Source organism: Desulfovibrio desulfuricans DSM 642 (assembly GCF_000420465.1).
Lineage (GTDB): Bacteria > Desulfobacterota > Desulfovibrionia > Desulfovibrionales > Desulfovibrionaceae > Desulfovibrio > Desulfovibrio desulfuricans.
Genome location: NZ_ATUZ01000011.1, coordinates 173,491 through 193,563, shown reverse-complemented (window position 1 = coordinate 193,563; position 20,073 = coordinate 173,491). Strand labels below are relative to the sequence as shown.

20 protein-coding genes are annotated in these 20,073 nt (G+C 58.2%); 6 read left to right on the top strand and 14 right to left on the bottom strand.

Annotation, left to right across the window (positions count from 1 at the left end; genetic code table 11):
- Positions 1 to 386 precede the first annotated feature (386 nt).
- The 11 genes from fliW to G449_RS0102390 form a co-directional block, all read right to left on the bottom strand.
- Positions 387 to 923, bottom strand: a complete 537-nt coding sequence (gene fliW, locus G449_RS15650; protein ID WP_022657716.1) for a flagellar assembly protein FliW — start codon at positions 921 to 923, stop codon at positions 387 to 389.
- On the bottom strand, positions 902 to 1,138 hold the full coding sequence (gene csrA, locus G449_RS0102435) for a carbon storage regulator CsrA (protein ID WP_022657715.1): 237 nt from the start codon (positions 1,136 to 1,138) through the stop codon (positions 902 to 904). The genes fliW and csrA overlap by 22 nt, the downstream gene beginning before the upstream one ends.
- 95 nt (positions 1,139 to 1,233) lie before the next feature.
- Positions 1,234 to 2,763 carry a flagellar hook-associated protein FlgL gene (gene flgL, locus G449_RS0102430; protein ID WP_022657714.1) on the bottom strand — a complete coding sequence of 510 codons (1,530 nt, stop codon included), beginning with the start codon at positions 2,761 to 2,763 and terminating at the stop codon, positions 1,234 to 1,236.
- Positions 2,764 to 2,772: 9 nt separating this feature from the next.
- Positions 2,773 to 4,887 (bottom strand): flagellar hook-associated protein FlgK, encoded by a 2,115-nt coding sequence (gene flgK, locus G449_RS0102425; RefSeq protein ID WP_022657713.1) that lies wholly within the window; start codon positions 4,885 to 4,887, stop codon positions 2,773 to 2,775.
- A 2-nt stretch (positions 4,888 to 4,889) separates the two neighbouring features.
- On the bottom strand, positions 4,890 to 5,357 hold the full coding sequence (locus G449_RS0102420) for a flagellar protein FlgN (protein WP_022657712.1): 468 nt from the start codon (positions 5,355 to 5,357) through the stop codon (positions 4,890 to 4,892).
- 235 nt (positions 5,358 to 5,592) lie between these two features.
- A complete protein-coding gene (locus G449_RS17620) occupies positions 5,593 to 7,170 on the bottom strand; it encodes a rod-binding protein (protein WP_022657711.1) in 1,578 nt (525 codons plus the stop codon).
- The gene (locus G449_RS0102410; RefSeq protein ID WP_027180641.1) at positions 7,171 to 8,283 is read right to left on the bottom strand and encodes a flagellar basal body P-ring protein FlgI; all 1,113 of its coding nucleotides are present in this window, start codon (positions 8,281 to 8,283) and stop codon (positions 7,171 to 7,173) included.
- A 317-nt stretch (positions 8,284 to 8,600) separates the two neighbouring features.
- Positions 8,601 to 8,915 (bottom strand): flagellar biosynthesis anti-sigma factor FlgM, encoded by a 315-nt coding sequence (flgM, locus tag G449_RS0102405; protein ID WP_022657709.1) that lies wholly within the window; start codon positions 8,913 to 8,915, stop codon positions 8,601 to 8,603.
- A gap of 32 nt (positions 8,916 to 8,947) precedes the next feature.
- The gene (locus G449_RS0102400; RefSeq protein ID WP_022657708.1) at positions 8,948 to 9,382 is read right to left on the bottom strand and encodes a DVU0524 family FlgM-associated protein; all 435 of its coding nucleotides are present in this window, start codon (positions 9,380 to 9,382) and stop codon (positions 8,948 to 8,950) included.
- A 158-nt stretch (positions 9,383 to 9,540) separates the two neighbouring features.
- Positions 9,541 to 10,920 (bottom strand): MFS transporter, encoded by a 1,380-nt coding sequence (locus G449_RS0102395; RefSeq protein ID WP_022657707.1) that lies wholly within the window; start codon positions 10,918 to 10,920, stop codon positions 9,541 to 9,543.
- Positions 10,921 to 11,047: 127 nt separating this feature from the next.
- Complete coding sequence (locus G449_RS0102390) at positions 11,048 to 11,920, bottom strand: methylenetetrahydrofolate reductase (RefSeq protein WP_022657706.1); 873 nt, start codon at positions 11,918 to 11,920, stop codon at positions 11,048 to 11,050.
- 172 nt (positions 11,921 to 12,092) lie between these two features.
- Between G449_RS0102390 and G449_RS15640 the strand changes: the two genes are divergently transcribed.
- From G449_RS15640 to G449_RS0102370, 4 genes are all read left to right on the top strand, one after another.
- Positions 12,093 to 13,523 carry a phosphodiester glycosidase family protein gene (locus G449_RS15640; RefSeq protein WP_022657705.1) on the top strand — a complete coding sequence of 477 codons (1,431 nt, stop codon included), beginning with the start codon at positions 12,093 to 12,095 and terminating at the stop codon, positions 13,521 to 13,523.
- Positions 13,524 to 13,745: 222 nt separating this feature from the next.
- Positions 13,746 to 14,126 (top strand): desulfoferrodoxin, encoded by a 381-nt coding sequence (locus G449_RS0102380; RefSeq protein ID WP_022657704.1) that lies wholly within the window; start codon positions 13,746 to 13,748, stop codon positions 14,124 to 14,126.
- A gap of 81 nt (positions 14,127 to 14,207) precedes the next feature.
- Positions 14,208 to 14,345 carry a rubredoxin gene (locus tag G449_RS0102375; protein ID WP_022657703.1) on the top strand — a complete coding sequence of 46 codons (138 nt, stop codon included), beginning with the start codon at positions 14,208 to 14,210 and terminating at the stop codon, positions 14,343 to 14,345.
- Positions 14,346 to 14,443: 98 nt separating this feature from the next.
- The gene (locus G449_RS0102370) at positions 14,444 to 15,649 is read left to right on the top strand and encodes an FprA family A-type flavoprotein (RefSeq protein ID WP_022657702.1); all 1,206 of its coding nucleotides are present in this window, start codon (positions 14,444 to 14,446) and stop codon (positions 15,647 to 15,649) included.
- Between the two features lie 141 nt (positions 15,650 to 15,790).
- On the opposite strand, the gene G449_RS0102365 is transcribed toward G449_RS0102370, so the two are convergent.
- The 3 genes from G449_RS0102365 to larC all read right to left on the bottom strand — a co-directional run bounded on the left by G449_RS0102365 (position 15,791) and on the right by larC (position 18,619).
- Positions 15,791 to 16,597 carry a DJ-1/PfpI family protein gene (locus G449_RS0102365; RefSeq protein WP_211215137.1) on the bottom strand — a complete coding sequence of 269 codons (807 nt, stop codon included), beginning with the start codon at positions 16,595 to 16,597 and terminating at the stop codon, positions 15,791 to 15,793.
- 273 nt (positions 16,598 to 16,870) lie between these two features.
- The gene (locus G449_RS0102360) at positions 16,871 to 17,299 is read right to left on the bottom strand and encodes a hypothetical protein (protein ID WP_022657700.1); all 429 of its coding nucleotides are present in this window, start codon (positions 17,297 to 17,299) and stop codon (positions 16,871 to 16,873) included.
- Positions 17,300 to 17,458: 159 nt separating this feature from the next.
- Positions 17,459 to 18,619: a nickel pincer cofactor biosynthesis protein LarC gene (larC, locus tag G449_RS0102355; RefSeq protein ID WP_027180639.1), complete on the bottom strand. Its 1,161-nt coding sequence runs from the start codon at positions 18,617 to 18,619 to the stop codon at positions 17,459 to 17,461.
- A gap of 142 nt (positions 18,620 to 18,761) precedes the next feature.
- Between larC and G449_RS0102350 the strand changes: the two genes are divergently transcribed.
- Positions 18,762 to 19,412: a CBS and ACT domain-containing protein gene (locus G449_RS0102350; RefSeq protein ID WP_022657698.1), complete on the top strand. Its 651-nt coding sequence runs from the start codon at positions 18,762 to 18,764 to the stop codon at positions 19,410 to 19,412.
- Positions 19,413 to 19,669: 257 nt separating this feature from the next.
- Positions 19,670 to 19,987, top strand: a complete 318-nt coding sequence (locus G449_RS0102345) for a TusE/DsrC/DsvC family sulfur relay protein (RefSeq protein WP_022657697.1) — start codon at positions 19,670 to 19,672, stop codon at positions 19,985 to 19,987.
- Positions 19,988 to 20,073 lie beyond the last annotated feature (86 nt).

The window sequence follows — 20,073 nt, the reverse complement described above, 5'->3', positions numbered from 1 at the left end:
AATTGTTCCGTTAAGGGGTACGGGTTCGCAGAAGGGGTCTGCGGATTTTGCCGAGGGTTGCCATCTGTAATTTTTACAGCCTGTTATGAGGCCGATCAATTAACGTTTTCAAAACAAACTGGGTATTTCCTAGACTGTTTGTGCGCTCAATCTAGCACCTTGTCTAACAGCATGCAAGTTATTAATTTCACCACCGCTGTTTTTTCCACTAACAATTTCAGCGCAGCAGTGCAACACCAAACTCTTTAAATACAAAATGTTACAATTTATTTCGCATGGCAGCAGGCAAAACCTGTGAACAAAGCACCAGCGCGCCCAGCCGAGTTCCACAAAAAAACCCGGCTGTTTCACAACAGCCGGGTCAACGTGGCATAAAAAAGAACGCGTTATTCCGTGGGTGTGGCCTTGGCGCAGCAACATTCCTGAGGGTTGGCACCATCAGCAGGCGTAGTTTCTGCATCCTGTGCTTCTTCCACAGGTTTGAGCGAGTGCAGGTTCACCTGCTGCAATCCTTCGCCGCACTGCGGCACCTGCAAACCCACGCGGGCCTCGTAGTTGATGACAATGGGGCCGGTGAGATTAAGCGCGGCCTGCTCGGGCGCGCCCGCAGGAATGGAAACCGTCACCAGCACGGCTGCCTGCTCAAGGCCCTCGATATGGAGCAATTGCCTTTCGGCATCTCCCACCTGGGGTGCGTAGGATTTGTCAAAAAAACTGTATGGATCGGCCACCAGCAGGCCCACTACCGGGGTATTCACGCTCTGCAAAATAAGCAAGGGCGCTTCAGGCCGGATCTGAAGCAGGATAAAATCCCGTTCGTTTTCAAACCCGGCCAGCCCACGGGGAAAGTGCACAACCTTATCCGTATCGATACAACGGCGTCCAAGACGGGTGTCGATTTCTATTTCTTTGTTTCGTGCCATAGTTCAGCAGCCACCATGAGGTCGTTATTACTGGTTTCAAGGGCGCGCCGGTTTTCCTCAACAACCCGCTTGTACACTTCTTCACGGTATATCGTGGTGTCATCGGGTACTTCCAGGCCCAGTTTGACCTGTTTACCCTGCATGCCCAGGATAGTTATGCGTATATTCTCGCCCAGATATAGGCTTTCTCCTGGGCGTCGCGTCAATATGAGCATAGGTGCTTCCGTTAATTATATCGTTGCATGAACCGCTCCCGGGCAGCGTTTATGTCTGCCCGGCATCGGGCGGCAAAATCCGCCGCTACTCGGCATCAGAGATAACTGGCCAGGCTCATCTGCATTATCTTTGAAGAAGACTGAAGCACTGTCTGATACGTCAACTGTTGCCGGGTCAGCTTTGTCAGCAACTCGGTCAGGTCTATATCTTCAGTATAGCTCAATCGTTCCTGCTGGTCTAGCTTTTGAAAGCTGAGCATATCGCTGGCAGTTGACACCCGGTTTTCAAGCCCGCCAATGCGGGCTGTCTGGGTGAGCACATTCTGCTGCACAGTGGCAATTTTTGCGAGCGTCTGCTGGCAGCCTTCCTGATTGTTATTTTCGCAATAGCTGACGAATTCTCCCACCATGTCAAACAGGTTTGTCGAACCCGGCAGGGCTGGCTTGCCTTCGTAGTATCCGCCAAAGATATCCTTGCCGACGTTGTTTACCGAAATATACGAACCCTTCATTATTTCAAGGTTCAGATCGGCGCGGTCAGGGTGCACAAGAATCTGCGTGCCGGCGTTTACGGTGTTGCCAGCTACCGTTGTGGCATCCATATCCACATATCCGCTTGGCACGAGCAGTCGAAGCTTGTTTGAACCATCAGTGGTGGCCGTTGCCGCTACCCAGGTTGATCCGCTGTCTGTGCTGTACGAATAGTTGACCGTGCTGCCCGTCAAGGAAAGGTTGGCGTTGTTGTCCATACGCAACAGCACGTTGCCGCCAAAAGATCCGGAGGCGGATGTCGTCAGATTGGCGGGCCCGCCCATAACAGTCATTGTCGGCGGCGGATCATTGTCGTCACCCTGATAGACGGCCGTAGGACGGATGTACACCAGCGTGCCGTTTTTTGATCCTGCCCCGGCGCTTATATCAGCTGCGGTAACTGCCATATCATTCTTCATGGTGACGGTTACACCGTTGGCAGTCAGTGTTCTGCCAGCCGTAGTGCCAGTGCTCCAGGTTGTGCCGCCATCATTTGACCAGCGAAAAGTCTGCGCCCCGCCATCAAGCGTCCCGGTGCTGGTAAACTGGATCATCATGGATTTGCTGGACGCGCCCTGAATCGTGTAGCCTCCGGCCTGAATGGCCGTGTCCCAGTTGGTATCGGCGCTGGTCAGGGCCAAGCCTTCCTCAAAGGCGTTGCGGTCATAGCGCTGACCGGCAAAAATGCTGTTGCCCTCATACTGGGTGTTGGAAAGGTTGAGCATCTGGCCAAATATCTGCCGGGCCTGATCCGCGATCTGTTTGCGGTTCTCTGCCGAATAGGTACCGGTAGCGGCTTGTTCAGCCAGGGCCTTAAGGCTTGTCAGAGAGTTGCTGAGCTGAGTGCCGAGCACGTTGTCGGCCAGCGACAGCCAGCCCTTGGCCGTATCCACATTGCTCTGATACTGCGTGGTGGCGCTGATGTCGTTGCGGGTCACCAGCACGCGGTATGTGCCAGCAGGATCATCCGATGGCCTGTTGATCTTTTTTTGCGAAGAGCCTTGCTCGTTGCTTTCCATGTAGGCAGCCAGGCTTTTCTGCATCTGGCTCGTCATTTTGTCATACATGGTGTTTTGCGTAACGCGTATAGCCATGTCAGGCTCCTATTGCTTAAGCCCAAGGAGGGTTTGCAGCATCTGGTCGGCGGTGGTTATCAATTTTGCCGCTGCCGTGTAGGAGTGCTGGTATTTGATCAGGTTGGCCATTTCTTCGTCAAGGTTGACGCCAGAAGCAGAGCTTACCTGCTCGGAAAGGTCGCTGGTGAGGGCCTTGTGGTATTCCGAATTTGTTTTGGCAAAGCGGGTATCCGCACCCACTGTCGTAACCAGGCTAGCATAGTACTGACCGATGGTCTGGTTACTGGTGGTCTTCCACGCGGTTGAAATGGTCACGTTGGTGCTGGCCAGTTTGCCGATAGCTGTGGCCGTGGCATTATCGCCCTTGTTGATCTGCTGCTGGCCGTTGACCTGCCCGGCGGCAATGTAGTTCTCATTGTCGTGCAACTGTTTGCTTGTGGCTATGTTGCTGGCAGTGGTGCCGGTAAAAAACGTATTCACGCCAAGGGCGGCCATCATGCCCGTGCTGTCGGTGCCCAGCGCGAATTGCAGGTTACTGCCCGCTGCAGTGTTGAGTACAAGCTTGCCGTCCTGGATGGTGGCCGTAAGCTCGCCGGGGAATGAAGAATTAATGGCGGAAACAACATCATTCAGCGAGTGCTTGCTGGGATCAAAGTTCGGCGTTCCGGGTGTAATGGCGCTGAAGTCAAGCTGACCCGACGAAACATAGTCGCCCGAAGTTTTGTTGTAAAAATAAAAATTGACGTTGCCGGCCTGGAGCCTGCTGGACTCCGGCAGCACGGCCTGAGCCGATCCCAGAGGTACCGTTGTGTTGGAAACGCCCTGTTGCCCCTGTGCAAAATCGAACTGAGAGGTGCCAGCACCCTGGCTGTGGATGCGGTTCACTTCCCAGATAAGCGACTTGGCGGTGGCATCCAGTTCATCCATATACCGGCCGCAGTTGTCATCACGAATATTGAAGTAGGTGGTCAGCTTGCCGCCAGACACACGACCGGCGGTGTCCGTTCCGTCAAAGCCCACCTGGGGCGTCACGTTTTGCGGGCCGCGCGTGGGTTCAATCCAGTAAAGCCCGGTCTTGGGTATTATGTCGAACTTGTCGCCAACGGTAAAATTACTGGTAGAATCGAAGGATATCTTCAGATTCTTCACCTGAACGGGATCGGTGGATGCGCCTGTGGAGCTTATTTCGTAGTGCTGTTCATTGCCGTTCTCATCACGCAGCCAGGTTTTACCGCCGTCCAGCGAAACGCGGAACGTGGGGTTGCCAGCAGTACCCGCAGGGCCAGCATTACCCCCGGAAACGATATCTATCGTATATTCGTGGCTGTCGGAGCCGTCATACTGGATACTGCCAGTATAAGGCGAACCAACGGAAAGCCGATTTTCCGCGCGCGGTTCACGAATCTCTAAATCATTGGTGTTGACACCCTGCACCAGAGGCTGCCCGGTGGTGAGCGCCACCGTAAAATTGCCGCCCCCAGAATCCATGGTCTTCACATCGACATAGGTTGCCATTTCACGCACCAGCTGGTCGCGCTGGTCAAGCAGATCATTGGGATTGCTTACCCCATCGACGGTCGTGGCATTGATCTGCTTGTTAAGAGAAGCAATGCTCTTGGCAAGCTCGTTGACGCGGCTAACACTCTGATTGATGGAAACGTCCATCTGGCTTTGCAGCGCCTTGACCGATGCAGAAGTATTGCCAAGCATGTCGCAAAGGTTGTCGGCATATGAAAGCAGATCTTCGCGCGAGGCGGTGTCGCCAGGGCGCTGCGCAAGCTTCTGCCATGCCGTAAAAAATGCGTTCATGGAAGAGCTTATGCCCGCCCGATTGGATTCGTTGAAAAGACTTTCCAACGTCCCCATGATGTTTTCCTGCTCTCCCCAGCGGGCAGAATTGGTGGACTGACGCACGTAGGAGCTTTCAAGAAACGAGTTGAAATATCGCAATACCTGCTGCGCATTGACCCCAAGCCCTTCGCCGCCAGGCTTGGCGACAAGGGTGCCCGCGTCGCGCTGATCCACATAGCGCCGGGTGTAGCCTTCGGTGTCGGCATTGGCGATATTGCCGCCAGTAACCGATATCCAGGCTTGCGCGGCGTTGAGGGCGGTTTTGCCCACATTCATAAGACCGCTGAGCATGACTACAGCCTCCCGGAGATCAACGCGGCCTGCGTCTGCCGCTGGGCATTCATGCCCCCACGGCGACCATAGGTTTCCGCCTTTGGCGGCATGGCCTGACTTGTGAGCGCCTGAAGCGTGCGGCTGCTCTGATCAAGCAGAGCCAGAGAAAGGTTGGTATTACGCGAGGCCTGGCGAGCAACAGACTGCTCAGTCGTATCTATCCGTTGCAGGATTTCCCGCAGCGCAACACCCATGTCGTCTGGCAGCGCAGCGGCGTATTCCATGGCCCGTATGCCGCCCAGACCTCTGATGACAGAAGTTTTTTCCACGGCCAGCTGACGGATCAGCTCCTGTATGGAGAACTCAAGAGACACCACGGCATCAGTATCGCGATCGAGAAGGCACGTGTATTCTTCTTCAAGAAGGTCGCGCAGCAGACAAAGAGCCTTGTCCTGACGCGAAAGCGATTCGTAAATGGCGTTGTGCATGTGAACCTCCCGAGGGCCATTGATTTCAGCCGTAGTCAGGATATTGCCCGACAGTAAAAGGCAGAAACTGCCGCCCCGGCACAATTAAAGCAAAATTCGTGCCTGAAAATACTTCCGGCGCAGGCTTGCAGAGCGGTTGAACAAGAGATTGATCATGGGGATCTGCCAAGCGCCGCAGAAGCGTGCGGCAGCGTCAGCTCAGCCCCCGCCGGAGCAATCTAGCAATAAATAGTAGTTAGGGTTTGCCGTACACGTCCGTAGCTGTCAGCGGCGGAATACCCGAGGCTGCCGCCCCCTTTGCTACTCCGCCCTGGCCGCCCTGACGCACGAATATCTGCCCGCCCGTCAGCGGCACAGGGCTGGTCACGCCTTGCGCAGATGCGGGCGAAGCCACCGGGGCAACACCGGGGTTCACAGGCTGATTGGGGGCCTGGACGCCGGGGCTTGCAGGCTGGCTTGCTGCCAGAACTGCGGGCTGACCCGCCGGGCCCATGGGCAGGGTGCTTACCTGAGCTGCGGGCTGTGCGCCTTGGGCAGGAGCCTGTTGCTGCATGCCTGCGCCCTGCGCCTGCTGGGCATGGTAGGCGGCAATACCGGCACCCGCATTGCTGTTGGGGCCTGCGCCGTCAACATTGAGCGTACGGATCAATCCCTGCTTGCCGCCTCGCCCTGACGGCGGGATATTGGTGGTATAGCGAACTTTTTGCGGCTGCGGAGGCTGCACCTGACCAGGTTGAGCGTTTGAGCCTGGCTGCATATTCTGCCCTTGCATGGCCTGTCCCTGCATAGCCTGCTGGTGCATGGCCGCCTGCATGGCTGACTGCATGCCTCCAGCGGAATTCAGGGACTGGGCATCCAGCACATTTCCCGTAAGCGGCGGAATACTCATGCCGGACATATCCATCTGCACACCGCCCTGACCCCAATTCTGCCCGTCCGCCTGGCTGCTCACGGGGCCGCCAGCCTGCGCGGCTCTGCTCTGCGGCTGGGCAAGGCCCAACATCTGCTGCATGGGCGGGCGCACCGCATTGGGCCCCAGCTTGCTGCCCGCTTCAAACTGCGCCTTGCGGGCAAGGTTGAGGCCGGAATTCATGTTGCCGACAACATTGGTGGAATGCACCACCCTGTGCCGTTCCGGCTGGGCCGAGGCCTGCATGGCCTGCTGGGCGAGACGCGCTGCTTCTTCTGGATCCTGCCCTTCGGACACGGCGTGAGCCCCGGTAAGCGTACGTGCCGCGGCGGATCCGTTTTCCGCATGTCCGGCGTCCTGCATGGGGGCAACACCGCCGTACACGGATGCAGCCGCGCCTGATGTTCCAGCCTTGTCCTTTGCAGCGTCCCTGTCGCTCTCGTTGTGCGGGCTATCCGCATCCGGCGCAGGTGGAAGCATGGGTGCCGCCGCAGGCGTAAAAGGCCGCTGAATGGCGGAAGCATCCGTTGCCGTGGCGCGGCTTGCGGATGTCAGACTGCGCGAAAGCTGGGCGTACATCATGTCGGCCAGACCAATGCCGCCAGCCGATGTCATTTTTTTGGCCAGTTCCTGATCGTACATGCCCTGCCAGAACTGTTCTTCCTTGCCGTGCAGCAAGGTGGACTTGGGCAGGGTTTTGCGCATTTCTTCCCACATTTTCTGGATAAAGATGGACTCGAAGCCCTCGCAGGATTCGCGCAGCTTCTTTTCCTTTTGCGCAGGATCAATATTTTTCCCGCCCAGGTTGCCAATGCCCGCCAGGCGCGACTGAACTTCCTTGCGGGCAACTTCGCCCGCTCCGGCATCAGGAGGAATGAGAGCGGTTGACATGGGCGTGGTCATTTAAATTACCTCCAGATCCGCATGCAAGGAGCCCGAGGCCTGCATTGTCCGTAAAATGGATATGAGGTCGCGGGGGGTTGCGCCAATGGCATTGAGGCCGTCCACCAGTTCCTGAAGGGTCGCGCCTTCCACCATCATAAGATGTCGGTTTTCTTCGCGCACGTTGGTTTCCGTCTGCGGCGTTACCACTGTCTGCCCTTGCGAGAAGGGGCCGGGCTGCGAAACCTGTTCGCTTTCCTGCACAGTGATTTGCAGGTTGCCGTGGGCTACGGCAGCGCGGGAAATGCGCACATCGCGCCCAAGCACTACCGTGCCTGTCTTTTCGTCCACCACCACCTTGGCGGAGGTGTCGGGGCTGACATCCAGATTTTCCACCGAGGCCATAAGCGGCACAAGGTTGTTGCGGTACTGGGGCGGCACGTCCATGGTCACGCTGGTGGCGTCCACAGCACGGGCATAACGCCCGCCCATGGCCCCATTGAGGCGTTCCGCAATCTGCTGCGCTGTAGAGAAATCGCCCACGCGCAGATTGAGCGTGAGCTTGTCCTGCTGGTTGAACTCAAAGGGAATGCCCCGCTCCACAATGCCGCCGCCGGGGATGATACCCACGGTGGCGATATTCTTTGTGGTGCTGGCGGCTTTGCCCGAGGCCGAAAAGCCGCCCACGGTCAACGCGCCCTGAGCCAGGGTGTATATCTTGCCGTCCACGCCCTTGAGGGCCGTTTGCAGCAGCACCCCGCCCATGAGGGAGGAAGCGTCGCCCACGGAGGACACCGTCACGTCCAGCTTGGTGCCGGGCTTGGCGGACACCGGCATGCGCGCCGTTACCATGACCGAGGCCACGTTTTTGATTTTAAGTGCGGAGGCGTCCACGCCCACGCCCATTCTGTCCATCATGTTTTTCATGGAACTGAGCGTAAAGACGGAGTCCTTCTTGTCGCCGGTTCCGGCCAGACCTACCACCAGCCCGTAACCGATGAGCTGGTTGTCGCGCACGCCCGAAAACGTGGCTATGTCCTTGATGCGCACGGCATGCGCTGGCAAGGCCCAGCACACAAGCAGGGCAGCGGTGGTTATCCAGAAGGCAGGATGGCGCAGTATTGTCAATTTCATGGCGCAGACTCCTTGCCGGAATACCGGCACACAGGGAATTGCAGAAACCATGCCGAACATGCTGACGCACTGCTGACCGCACCGGGCGGCCTGCCCCTGAGCGCCAGCCCACACGTTTTCCACCCCATACCCTGCCATGAAACAGTTTTCCGCCTGCCCCTCCGCCCAACAAAAAAGAGCGGTCAGGGGTTCTGCTCCCTGACCGCTCTTTTCGAGTATTTATTGGGCGATTACTTGCGACTGCTGCCCAGGCAGGTCAACATTGAAAAGGGTTGTCTGCTCTGCGCGGATTCAAAAAATCCGCGTCATGGGCATGCCTACCTGAACAGACCCGGCTCCTCACGCACAAGATTGGCGGCAATAAGCTTGCTGTCAGGCTTGTAGGTGCCGTTGGAGACCTGAGTACGCAATGCTTCCACCTTTTCGGCGCGCACATCGGGCGTATTCTGGGCTGTACGCCGGGCTTCCGTCAGCAGCTGGGCTTCCTGCGATACGCTGACGGTATCCCCTTGCGAGCCTTCAGAAGGCGTGCCGCTGGCTCTGCCCTTCAGTCTGGCCTCGCCGCTCTTTTCAAGGTTGGCCGTGTTGCTGTAGGGATCGAGAAACGTATTGATCTTTCCCTGAATTTCCATAGTTCTCTCCGCTTGCTCAACCTGCTGCCGACCTAAATGGCAGGCGGTTCGTCAAGCATGCTTTCGTCAACTTTTTTTCGTGTGACGCGCCACAGGGCGTTACGGGTCGCACGCAGTTTTTCATCCGATAAAGGTTCCAGGCCTTCCGGCCCCTGCCCCACTATTCGTAGTCTACCGCCTGGCGGATAGGTAAACTGCACTTCCTGCCCCACTTCACGGCCAAGTTCCTGGCGGATTTCCTCCACCACAGGGTTGTCGCTTCCGGTATAGAGCAGGGTTTCGTAGAGTTCGCGGGCGACCTTCTCAACCATCAGGCGACGGCTGGCAGAAGGATCAGGGTCGCTGGGGTCATCGCCTTCGGCAACTCTGCGCCTCATTCTGAGCCTTGCAAGACGCCGGGCTGCCAGCAGCTGCTGTTCATACCCCTGTAGCATCATGCGCAGTTGCGCGGAGGTTGCGTCGGCCATGGCGTTATCCGTCCTTCAACCTTTTTCGGCAGAAGCGATAAAAACTTTAGACTTGCCCCGAGGCATTTTTCTCTGCGGGCCTGCCGCATTTTTTGCCAAAAGGCGCGGCATGGCAGCCCGCGAAGTCTCAGGCGATCAGTGGGTGATATAAAGGGCGATCAACGGCGGTTGCGGGCCAGTGCGCAGCCCACAGCCAACAGGTTGAGCACGCCAAAGATTATCAGGTCAACGCGCATGGCTCCCATGAAGGCATCAATATTATGCGTTCCAGCTGGCTCGCTGCCAAGAAAAAGCCCAAGGGTCAGCGTTATGAGCGCCATATTGAATAACTGGCCGCCCGTACGCACAGCACCCGTGAGTCCTGCGGCCTGCCCCACCCGGTCGCGCCCCGCACTCTCAAGAATAATGGTGGTATTGGGCAGCGCAAACAGGCTGATGCCAACGCCAAGCAGGCATTGGGCCAGAACCAGCACGTACATGGGTGAATCCACCCGCAAAAGCCCGCACACAACAAGGCCCAGCCCGCACAGGGCAATACCTGCCGCGCTGACCTTGCCCGGTTCAAACCTGCCGCACAACCGCGCGGCAACAGGGGTGGTCATGACCTGCATTACAGACTGGAGCGCAAGAAAAAGCCCGGCCTGCTGCACGGTCATACCGCGCCCGAACTGGAGATACAGACTGAAAAAAAACACGATGCCGAAAAACGAACTGTAGTTGATGAAGGCAGCCAATGACGACAGGGCAAAGACCCTGTTGCGGGCAAGCAACCGCAGATCAAGCAAGGGATAGTCGCTCCGGAGTTCCTTGATGCAGAAAGCAGCCATCAGCCCCACAAAGGCCACCAGCAGGCCGCCAGCCAGAGCCGGAGCATCGGCCAGCTCGGACGAGCCAAAAGTCAGGGCCGTCATGGCTCCCGCATAAATGCAGCAGCCCTTCCAGTCAAAGGGCTTGCCCTTGGCCATGCGCCATTCAAGTTTGACGCGGTATTTCATCAGCAGCAGCACACCCACGGACGCCAGAGCGCTGCCCCAGAACAGCCATTGCCAGCCAAGCCACCCGGCCACAAAGCCCGCAACAGGCGGCCCGCAGGCAATGCCTGCGTATACTGACGACCCGCTGTAGCCAAGATAGGAGGCGCGCCGCCCCTCAGGAGCCGCCGAGGCCAGCAGGGCCAGACCGCAGGCGTTGAACATGGCCCCGCCCACACCCTGCACAAAACGCAGCAGCAGAAACAGCGGCACCGAATTGACAAACCCCAGCAAGGCACCGGCCAGAGCAAACAGGGCGATGCCCCACAAAAATATGCGCCGGTAACCCCATATGTCGCCCATGCTGCCGCTGGCCAGCTGAAACACAGCCAGCCCCATGGAATAAAAGGCCCCCATGAGGCCCAGTTCGCGCGCGCTGGCATGGAGGCTTTGCCCCAGCGGCGGCAGCACGGCGTTCACACCGGCCATCATGAACGGCATAAAAAACAGGGAGGTACACACGGCCACAAGCAGCCAGCCGTGTCCTTTTTCAATGGATGAACTCATGGCGGCAGAGTAGCCTCGAGCATGCGGGGTGGTCAATATGCCCCGCATGCCCGGTCAATTTGCGCTGTTCATACCCAGAGCGCGCGTTCTGAATCTTTGAAAACGCACACCCTCAAAGGCAACAGGTCTAGAGCGTGCCCACGGCCTCGGCCAGCCGCAGGCACATATCGGCCTTGTTCAATGTATACAGGTGGATACCCGGTGCACCGGCATCAAGCAGACTGCGTATCTGCCGCACGGCGTAATCAAGGCCCACCTGCCGCACGGCTTCCGCCCCGCCTTCATTATTGGCCTTCTCAAGGGCAAGGTAGAGCTTGCCCGGAATATTGGCCCCGCACAGAGAGAGCACCCGCCGTAGCGAGTCAAAACTCTGAATGGGCAGGATACCGGGGATGACCGGCGTGGTAATACCCTGCCCGCGCAAATGGCTCACCAGGTCTTCATATTCGCGGGCGTCAAAAAACAGCTGGGTCAGGGCAAAATCCGCCCCGGCGCGCATTTTTTCAGCCGTGCAGCGCCTGTCGTCCGCAAAGGTGGGCGATTCGGGATGCGGGGCAGGATAGGCAGCTACACCTATGCCCAGGTCAGGCTGCTGCTCGCGTGCAAAGGCCACCAGGTCAGAGGCGTGGCGAAAGTGGGCTTTGTTCCAGTCCCACGGCTTGTCGGCGGGCGCGTCGCCGCGTAGAGCCAGCACATTGTTGACGCCAGACGCCTGCAAATCGTGCAAAAATGCGGCGATGGACTGAGGCTCCGCGCCCACGCATGTGAGATGTGCCATGGCAGTAATGCCCCGCCGCGCCAACTCTGCCGTGACGGCAAGGGTATTCTGCTGCCGCGCGCCACCCGCACCGTAGGTTACTGACGCAAACAGGGGGTTGAGTGCGCGCAGGCGATCCACCGTGGCATAAAAATCAGGCAACTGGGCCATGTCAGAGGGAGGAAAAAACTCCAAAGAGTAAAAAGGGGCCGAAAGTTCCCTGATCATTTTGCCGATATGCATGGAAAGACTCCTTGGCGCGATATGCCCGCAGCCCGATAAATTACTGCGGCGTGATTGTTTATGTTTATATCAAGATAAATTGATATGTCAATAAAAATGTGCCATCGCACCTTGCCAAATGGTAAAAGCGGTCGTAATGCAGGTTACGGACAATAAAAATAGACGGCAAGACATGAATACCCGGCAGTTTTTCTTTATAGCAACGGACGCAATCCGGCCCGCATGGCGGGTAATCCGCAGTCTGCCGACAACATGGCTGGCTGCCCTGATTGTCTGTTGCACCATAGCCATGCCCCGGCCCGGCCTTGCCGCGCCAGACCAGCAGGGCAATCAGCCCCCCGGCGCGGTATTGCTCGCCGAGGGCCACACTTCTGCGCTGCCTGCCGCCCCGGCATTGCCTGCCGCCCCCCCCCACGCCATGCAGCCCGCTGACGCCGCTGCCGCCAAAGCCGGCGTGGACGCCCAGGGCCGGGCCGACTGGCGGGAGCTTGAACCGGGCCTCCTGTTTGGCGAATTTCAGCTCAACGAGGGCGATGCCCGCCTCACCGTCCTGCGCATTGACCCTGCATCATTTGACTTTACGCTCTGCTCCCGTTCTCAGGATGGCGGCCCCTCCCGCCAGCTGAACCAGTGGGGCGAACAGTACAACCTTGTTGCGGCCATCAATGCCAGCATGTACCTGCCCGACGCTTCCACCAGCACAGGATACATGCGCCAGGGTTCGCATGTGAACAACGGGCGCGTGGTGCAGCGGTTTGGCGCTTTTTTTGTGGCCGGGCCGGATGAACCGACCCTGCCCAAGGCAGCCATTCTTGACCGCGATAACCCCCTGTGGCGGCAACAGATGGATCATTATGATCTTGTGATTCAAAACTACCGCATGATCAATGCCGACAGGCGCATCCTCTGGTCGCCCGGCGGCCCGCACTACTCCATTTCAGCAGTGGCGCAGGACGGAGACGGACAGATTCTCTTCATGCACTGCCGCCAGCCCGTGGAAGCCTATTCCTTTGCGCAGCAGGTCTTGCATCTGCCCCTCAACGTGCGCACCGTCATGTATGTGGAAGGCGGGGGCCAGGCTGGCCTGCTGGTTCGTTCCGCAGCGCTTACCCGCGAACTTGTGGGCCTGAGCCCCAGCGGCCTGCTGGTGACTGGCGACCTACGGGCAGTGCTGCCCAATGTGCTTGGCGCGCGCCGCAAAAATGTTGAAGGAGATTCCGGCGGCAACGCTGGCGGCACTCCCGGCGGCGTGGACGCAAGGCCCGCAGCAAATGCGGATCAAACCCAGCCCGCAACCGACACGCCTGCGCAACCGGCACAGACGAGTCCTCCCGGGCAAGCTCCCTCGGGCGCTGCGCCCGACATGGCCGTACCCGCCACGCCAGAAGCCGCCCCTGACGCTGAGGCTGCTCCGGCAAACGCAACTCCGCCTGCGCAAGCCCAGGGCGCAGCAACAAGCGCCCCGGCCGCGCCTGAAACACCCAAGGCCTCCCCGGCAGAAACGGCTCCCGCTGCCGCGCCGCTCACAGAACCGGGAACGTCCCTCGCTCTTCCTGCAACCAGCTCGGAGGGCGCAAGCTTGCCCAAGGGCGCAAGCAAGTAGTTTTTTGGCTAGCTTCGGCTCCTGAAAATTGGCTTTTCATGCGCTTCCCGCAGGTCCACACCTTTTGTTTATTTGTTGATAATAATTATCAATGCTAAAAAAAAGACTTTACATCAGAGGCCACTTCTTTCACAATATTTCTTGGTAAGGAGCTGAACGCGCCGATTGCGGCATGCTCAGCCGCCTCCCCCAAGGTAACCTGTCAAAACAAGTGAGGGACTCATGCCCACGCAACTCGAAGTGTATAAGTGTACCCACTGCGGCAATATCGTTGAAGTTCTCCACGGCGGCGGCGCAGACATCGTCTGCTGTGGCGATCCCATGAAGCTGATGGTCGAAGGCGCAACCGACGGCGCGCTTGAAAAGCACGTGCCTGTTATCGAAAAAGTTGATGGCGGCTACATGGTCAAGGTCGGCAGCGTTGCCCACCCCATGGAAGAAAAGCACTACATTGAATGGATCGAGCTGCTGGCCGACGGCAGGAGCTACACCAAGTTCCTGAAGCCCGGCGATGCGCCCGAAGCCTTCTTTGCCATTGACGCTGCCAAGGTTACCGCCCGCGAATACTGCAATCTGCACGGTCACTGGAAGGCGGAAAACTAGTTTTTTTCTGATGCAGGAACCGAGCGGTTCCCATTTGTTACACTGGCATCAAGCCACAATTATATATTCAGGAGACATGCCATGCAAAAGTATGTTTGCGGCGTTTGCGGCTACGAATACGACCCCGCTGAAAACGACAACGTGCCTTTTGAAGATTTGCCCGATGACTGGACCTGCCCCGTTTGCGGCGTGGGTAAAGACCAGTTCACCCCTGCCTAATTTTTTCCTTTCCCCGTTCTTTCCCCCGCTTTGCCTTGCCCTAAGGCAGGGCGGGGATTTTTATAGAAGGGGATTCCCCAACACTGCGGAGACACATCATGCAGCCAGTAGAAATAAAAAAAGATATTTTCTGGGTCGGCTTTGTCGACTACGACCACAGGGATTTTCACGGTTATTCCCGCTCGCCTGACGGTTCCACCTACAACGCATACCTGATCAAGGACGAAAAAAACGTCCTGCTTGATACCGTTGCCTCGGGCTGCGAGGGCACCCTGTTATGCCGCATGGCCCAGGTGCTTGAGCCGGAAAAGATCGACTACATCATCTGCAACCACATGGAACTGGATCACGCTGGCGCGCTGGAAGCCATCATTGAGCGCTGCAAGCCGGAAAAGATCTTTGTGTCGCAGACCGGCCTCAAGTCGATGGCTGGCTATTTTGACTGCAAAGACTGGCCCGTGCAGGCCGTGAAAAGTGGCGACAGCATCAACATCGGCAAGCGCACCATAGTGTTTCAGGAAACCCGCATGCTGCATTGGCCCGACAGCATGGTTTCTTACATTCCCGAAGACAAGCTGCTGGTCAGCAACGACATTTTTGGTCAGAACATCGCCAGTTCCGCACGCTTTGTTGACGAATTCGGTGATGACGGCGAATACACGCGCCGCGTCAAGGAATACTACTTCAACATTGTGTTGCCCTACTCCCCCATGGTTCTCAAGACCCTGCCCGTGGTTGAAAAGCTCGATATTGACATGATCGCCCCTGACCACGGCCTCATTCTGAGGGGTGAAAAGGCCGTGCGCGGCATCATCGACATGTACCGCGCCATGGCCGAGCAGAAGCCCCAGCAGCGCGCACTCATTTTTTACGACACCATGTGGGAATCTACGGAAACAATGGCCTACGCCATTTGCAGCGGCCTGGAAGAAAACAACGTTCCTACGCGCATCATGAGCGTGAAGCAGAACCACCACAGCGCCGTTATGACCGAACTGGCAGACTGCGGCGCGGTCATTGCCGGTTCGCCCACCCACAACAATACCGTGCTGCCCCTCATGGCCGCCCAGCTTACCTATATGAAGGGTCTGCGCCCCCTGAACCGCATTGGCGCCGCGTTTGGCTCCTACGGCTGGTCGGGCGAAGGTCCCAAGTTCCTGCACGAGCAGCTTGCCTCCATGAATATGGAAATGCCCGCTGAACCAGTGAAGTGCACCTGGCGGCCTGATCACGAGGCCCTCAAGGCCTGCCACCAGATGGGCGTCACCATTGCCGAGGCTCTCAAAAAGAAATGCCGGGGCTAAGCCCAGACTGCCCCTGACTGAAAACAGCAGCGCCCGCATATGCGGGCGCTGCTGTTTTTTATGATGTGCACACCTGTAGCGGCGTGTTGTGCAATCAGGCGGCCACAAGCCCTGCCTGCGGCACGCTCCAATCAGGCCATACTACTCCGCTAGCCCAGCCTTTGCGGCAAAAGGATCCCATGAAGGGTCGCGGTGGGGTTCGTATTCCGTCACGAGAGCAAGCCAGTCACTCATGGTCTGTCCGTACTGGCGGGCTATAACTGCCAGGGTCATATCCATACCGGCAGAAACTCCCGATGATGTCACAACCGAACCGTCATCCACCCAGCGGGCCTTGGGCACCCAGTTAACCTTCGGGCCGGGGGCGATGGATGCCTTAAAGGCCATCTTGTTTGTGGTGGCGGGCCTGCCGTCCAGAATGCCCGCAGCGGCAAGCAGTGACGCGCCGTTGCACACAGACATGACAAGATTGGCGCTCTTGGCTTTTTCCCGCAGCCAGCCCAGAGTTGCCGTATTCTGAAGTTGCTGCGCAACATTGCCGCCTGGCACAAGCAGGTAATCCAGCTCTGGGGCATCTGCGTAGCTATAATCAGCCATGGTTTTGGGCCCCTGGTTGGACGGCACGGCTCCCTTCACAGCTGCAACGGTAACCAGCCTCACATCCACACGCTTTGACGCATCCTCCCAAAAACGGGCCGGGGCGTGCCTGATGCTGCCCCACATTTCCATGGGGCCGTAGGCATCCAGCATTTCAAATCCGGGGAACAGCAACACGCCCAACGTTATCTGCCGGGCCCCTGGCGCGGGGTTTACATCGTACATGTTGTCAGTCTCCACCTGTGCGGATGTTTGCCCGGCTTGCGCCTGTACACCAATGGGCCAGACCGCCGCAAGCAGCGCCAGCAAAAGAGCCAGGGGTTGCAGACTGCGCTGAATATTCTGGTGCATACACGTCTCCTTGTTTGCCGGGTAATGAAACACCCCGGCGTTGAAGTTATGCACCCATCCTAGGGCATGGCAGAGACTGGCAACAATGACAATAAATCTGATCTTTCTGCCAATGCTGGCAGCATGCATGCCCATGCGGAAAAGGAGGATATAACGCGCACCAAAAGACGGGAGCGCAGACAAAACAAAAAGCCCTCCGAAGCGGAAGGCTTTTATCATAACCGGGCGGCGTGCAGAGCGCACGCCCATTGTCAGCGGGGGAGTACCCCGCGGCTAATTGCGCACATCGTCATCATTGTCGGCAGGACGCGCAGCAGGCCGCTGTCCCTTCTGGGAGTCGCGCTGCTGCATGTCGCGCGGGGGACGGCGGTCATCGCGCTGGCGGCCCATCTCGTCGCCGCGGGGGCTGCGGCGGTCGCCCTTGTCGCTGTCGTAGCGGGGCTTGCCCATTTTTTCGCCCTGTTCGCTGCGGTTGTCGTGGCGTCCGTCCAAGCGCCCATTGGGGTGGTTCTTGCTGTCCTTGCGGTCAGAATGACGCCCGCCACGATCAGCGTCCTGACGCCCGTCACGGTCGCCCTTCTGTTTGTACCCTTGCGGGGCATCTCCATTCTGGGCCGCCTGCACTGCAGGGGTGCCCACAAGGAGCAGGCCCACGGCAAGGGCGCTCAGCGCCAACGGTTTCAACACATATTTCATACGCATAAAGTTCCTCCTTGGGTGGGCATTTCGCCCATTGCCTCCTTACGCCAGCTCGAGCCTGTGCGCAAGATGGCAGCCATGCTATGGAACTTTATGTTAAAAAGCCGTTAGTGCGCCAACCAGCAGGATACAGGAAGCAGACCGTGTGCCCCAAAGGACCCATCAGTTTTTGGCGCGCGCATTGCGCAGGGCCGGGACGCCCACGCCGGTTTGCCGGGCTGCGGCCTTGAGCGCGTCTGCCTCGGGGCGCACATACGTTTGCCCTTCAATAGAATACTCCTTGGCGGCAAGAGATTGCCCCGCCATGTCCACTGAAACAGCGCAACGCGGCGCAACCACGCGATCAAGCGTCTGTTCGCGCAGGCCCAGCGTATGGGTGTGGCGCAGCACGGCATTTTCCACACAATCTCTCTGCCCGGGCAGGCACAGCACACGCAGCAATCCGGCCGGGCGGTTCTTCTTGCCCACACCCGGCAGCCACAGCACGTCAAGAACCTCCGCCATGGAGGAGAGCGCTTCCAGCGTCATACCCAGGTCTTCGCCGTTAAGGTGATCAATATGGCTCTCGAACTGCATGACCTTTTCACGCCCGCCAAGCACATGGTCAGCGCTGCCTGCGCCGTCTTCCACAAGCCACGCCCGCAGGCCCGTGGGCGCGGGGCGGGAGCCGTAGCCAGTGCCAAGCGCAACGGCAACACCCTCCGGGCCGGAAACGAACTGGTCTACCAGCGCATGCACCAGGGCTGCGCCCGTGGGCGTAACAAGCTCCTCGCGCGCATCTGTGGCAAAAACCGGCTTACCGCGCATAAGGTAAGCCGTTGCGGGCGCTGGCAGCGGGATGCGCCCGTGGGCGCACTCCACACTGCCGGTAAACCACGGCAGCGGCGAGGCGCATATCCGGCTCACGCCCAAGGCCTCCACGGCATATGCCGCGCCCAGAATATCCACGAGGGTATCGATGGCCCCCACCTCGTGAAAGTGCACCTCAGCCGGGGCAATCTGGTGCGCGTGCGCTTCGGCTTCAGTCAGGGCGTTCAGGGCTGCCAGCGCGCGGCTGCGCACGCCGGGCGAGACTTCAACCCTTTCAAATATGGCGGCGATATCCGCCGGATGCCGCAGGGGCTGCCCCTCGGCATTCCAGCTCACGGCAACCATCTGACCCGGCCCGCCGGGCCGTGTTTCGCCTCTGGCGTCAATGCGGCAATCCACCCCAGCGCGGGCCAGCGCAGCTGCCAGCGGGACATAATCCACCCCAAGGTGCGCAAGGGCCGCAAGGGTCATATCCCCGCTGATGCCGCCAGAGCAATCAAGATATAAAAACATATCGGCCCCTTCCAATTTTGTCTGCGCGCGCAAACTGAGCACGCGCACTTGTGCAGCCTCGGCACATTGGTGTATAAAAGGATCGTGCGGGTCGCTGCGACCACGCCGTTATAACCTGAAACATATCCCCCCGGAGGGAAGCATGCCTGTACAGAATTGGATGACCACCGATGTTGTCAGCGTTGGCCCCGATACATCGCTGCTCAAAGTGGGCAAGCTCATGAAGGATCACCACATCCGCCGCATCCCGGTTGTTGATGATAACGGTCAGGTCGTTGGCATTATCTCTGACCGCGACGTGCGCGACGCCTCCCCCTCCAAGGCCACCACGCTCGACATGTACGAAATGCACTATCTGCTGGCCGAGCTGAAGGCCAAAAACATTATGACGGCCAAGCCCATCACCGTCAAACCGACCGACACTGTCGAGCAGGCAGCCCTGATCATGCTGGACAACAAGGTTGGCGGCCTGCCTGTAGTGGACGACAGCGGCAAGCTTGTGGGCATCATTTCTGACCATGATGTTTTCAAGGCTCTGGTCGACATCACCGGCGCACGCCTGGGCGGCTTGCAGTTTGCCATAGAATTGCCCGATCAGCCCGGCACGGCGCGCCCCCTGTTTGACATGCTGCGCGCGCATAATGCCCGTTTGCTCTCGGTGCTGACCGTCTCTAATGACGATGGCAACCGCCACCTGTTCATCCGTGTGCGCGACCTTGAAAATGCCAAGGCCGAGCAGGAGCTTATGGACGGAGTAGGCAAGCTCGGGAAAGTGCTCTATTGCCAGCACTAAATCCCTACAATTAAATCATATTTATCCTATCGCATCTGAATTACTCAACAAAAGCCGCAACAAAAAATGTGGGGCAAGAGCAAAAAAGATGCACAGGACTTGCCATCAAAAATTATTTGTGTCATAAGGACTCTCGTTGTGATTGCGGTATGCTTTCGCGCCCAACGGAGGAATTCGGCCGGAAATATCCGGTTGTGCAACGCCTGGGCGTCCGCCCCGGCGAGGTTGAGCAATAGCTGTCCAAGGAGGACACACGCATGGCTGAGATCACCTATAAAGGTAAAAGCTTTGAAGTTGACGAAGACGGTTTCCTTCTGCGTTTTGACGACTGGTGCCCCGAATGGATGGACTATGTGAAGGAATCCGAAGGCATCTCTGAGATCAACGCTGATCACCAGAAGATCCTTGACTTCCTGCAGGACTACTACAAGAAGAACGGCATTGCCCCCATGGTCCGTATTCTTTCCAAGAACACCGGCTACAAGCTGAAGGAAGTGTACGAACTCTTCCCCTCCGGCCCCGGCAAAGGCGCCTGCAAGATGGCCGGCCTGCCCAAGCCCACTGGCTGCGTGTAGTCCAGCCGCAACATTTTGGAAAAAAGCGGAAGGGAAACCTTCCGCTTTTTTTTGCCCATACCGCCCTGCACGGGCATGCGCCGCCC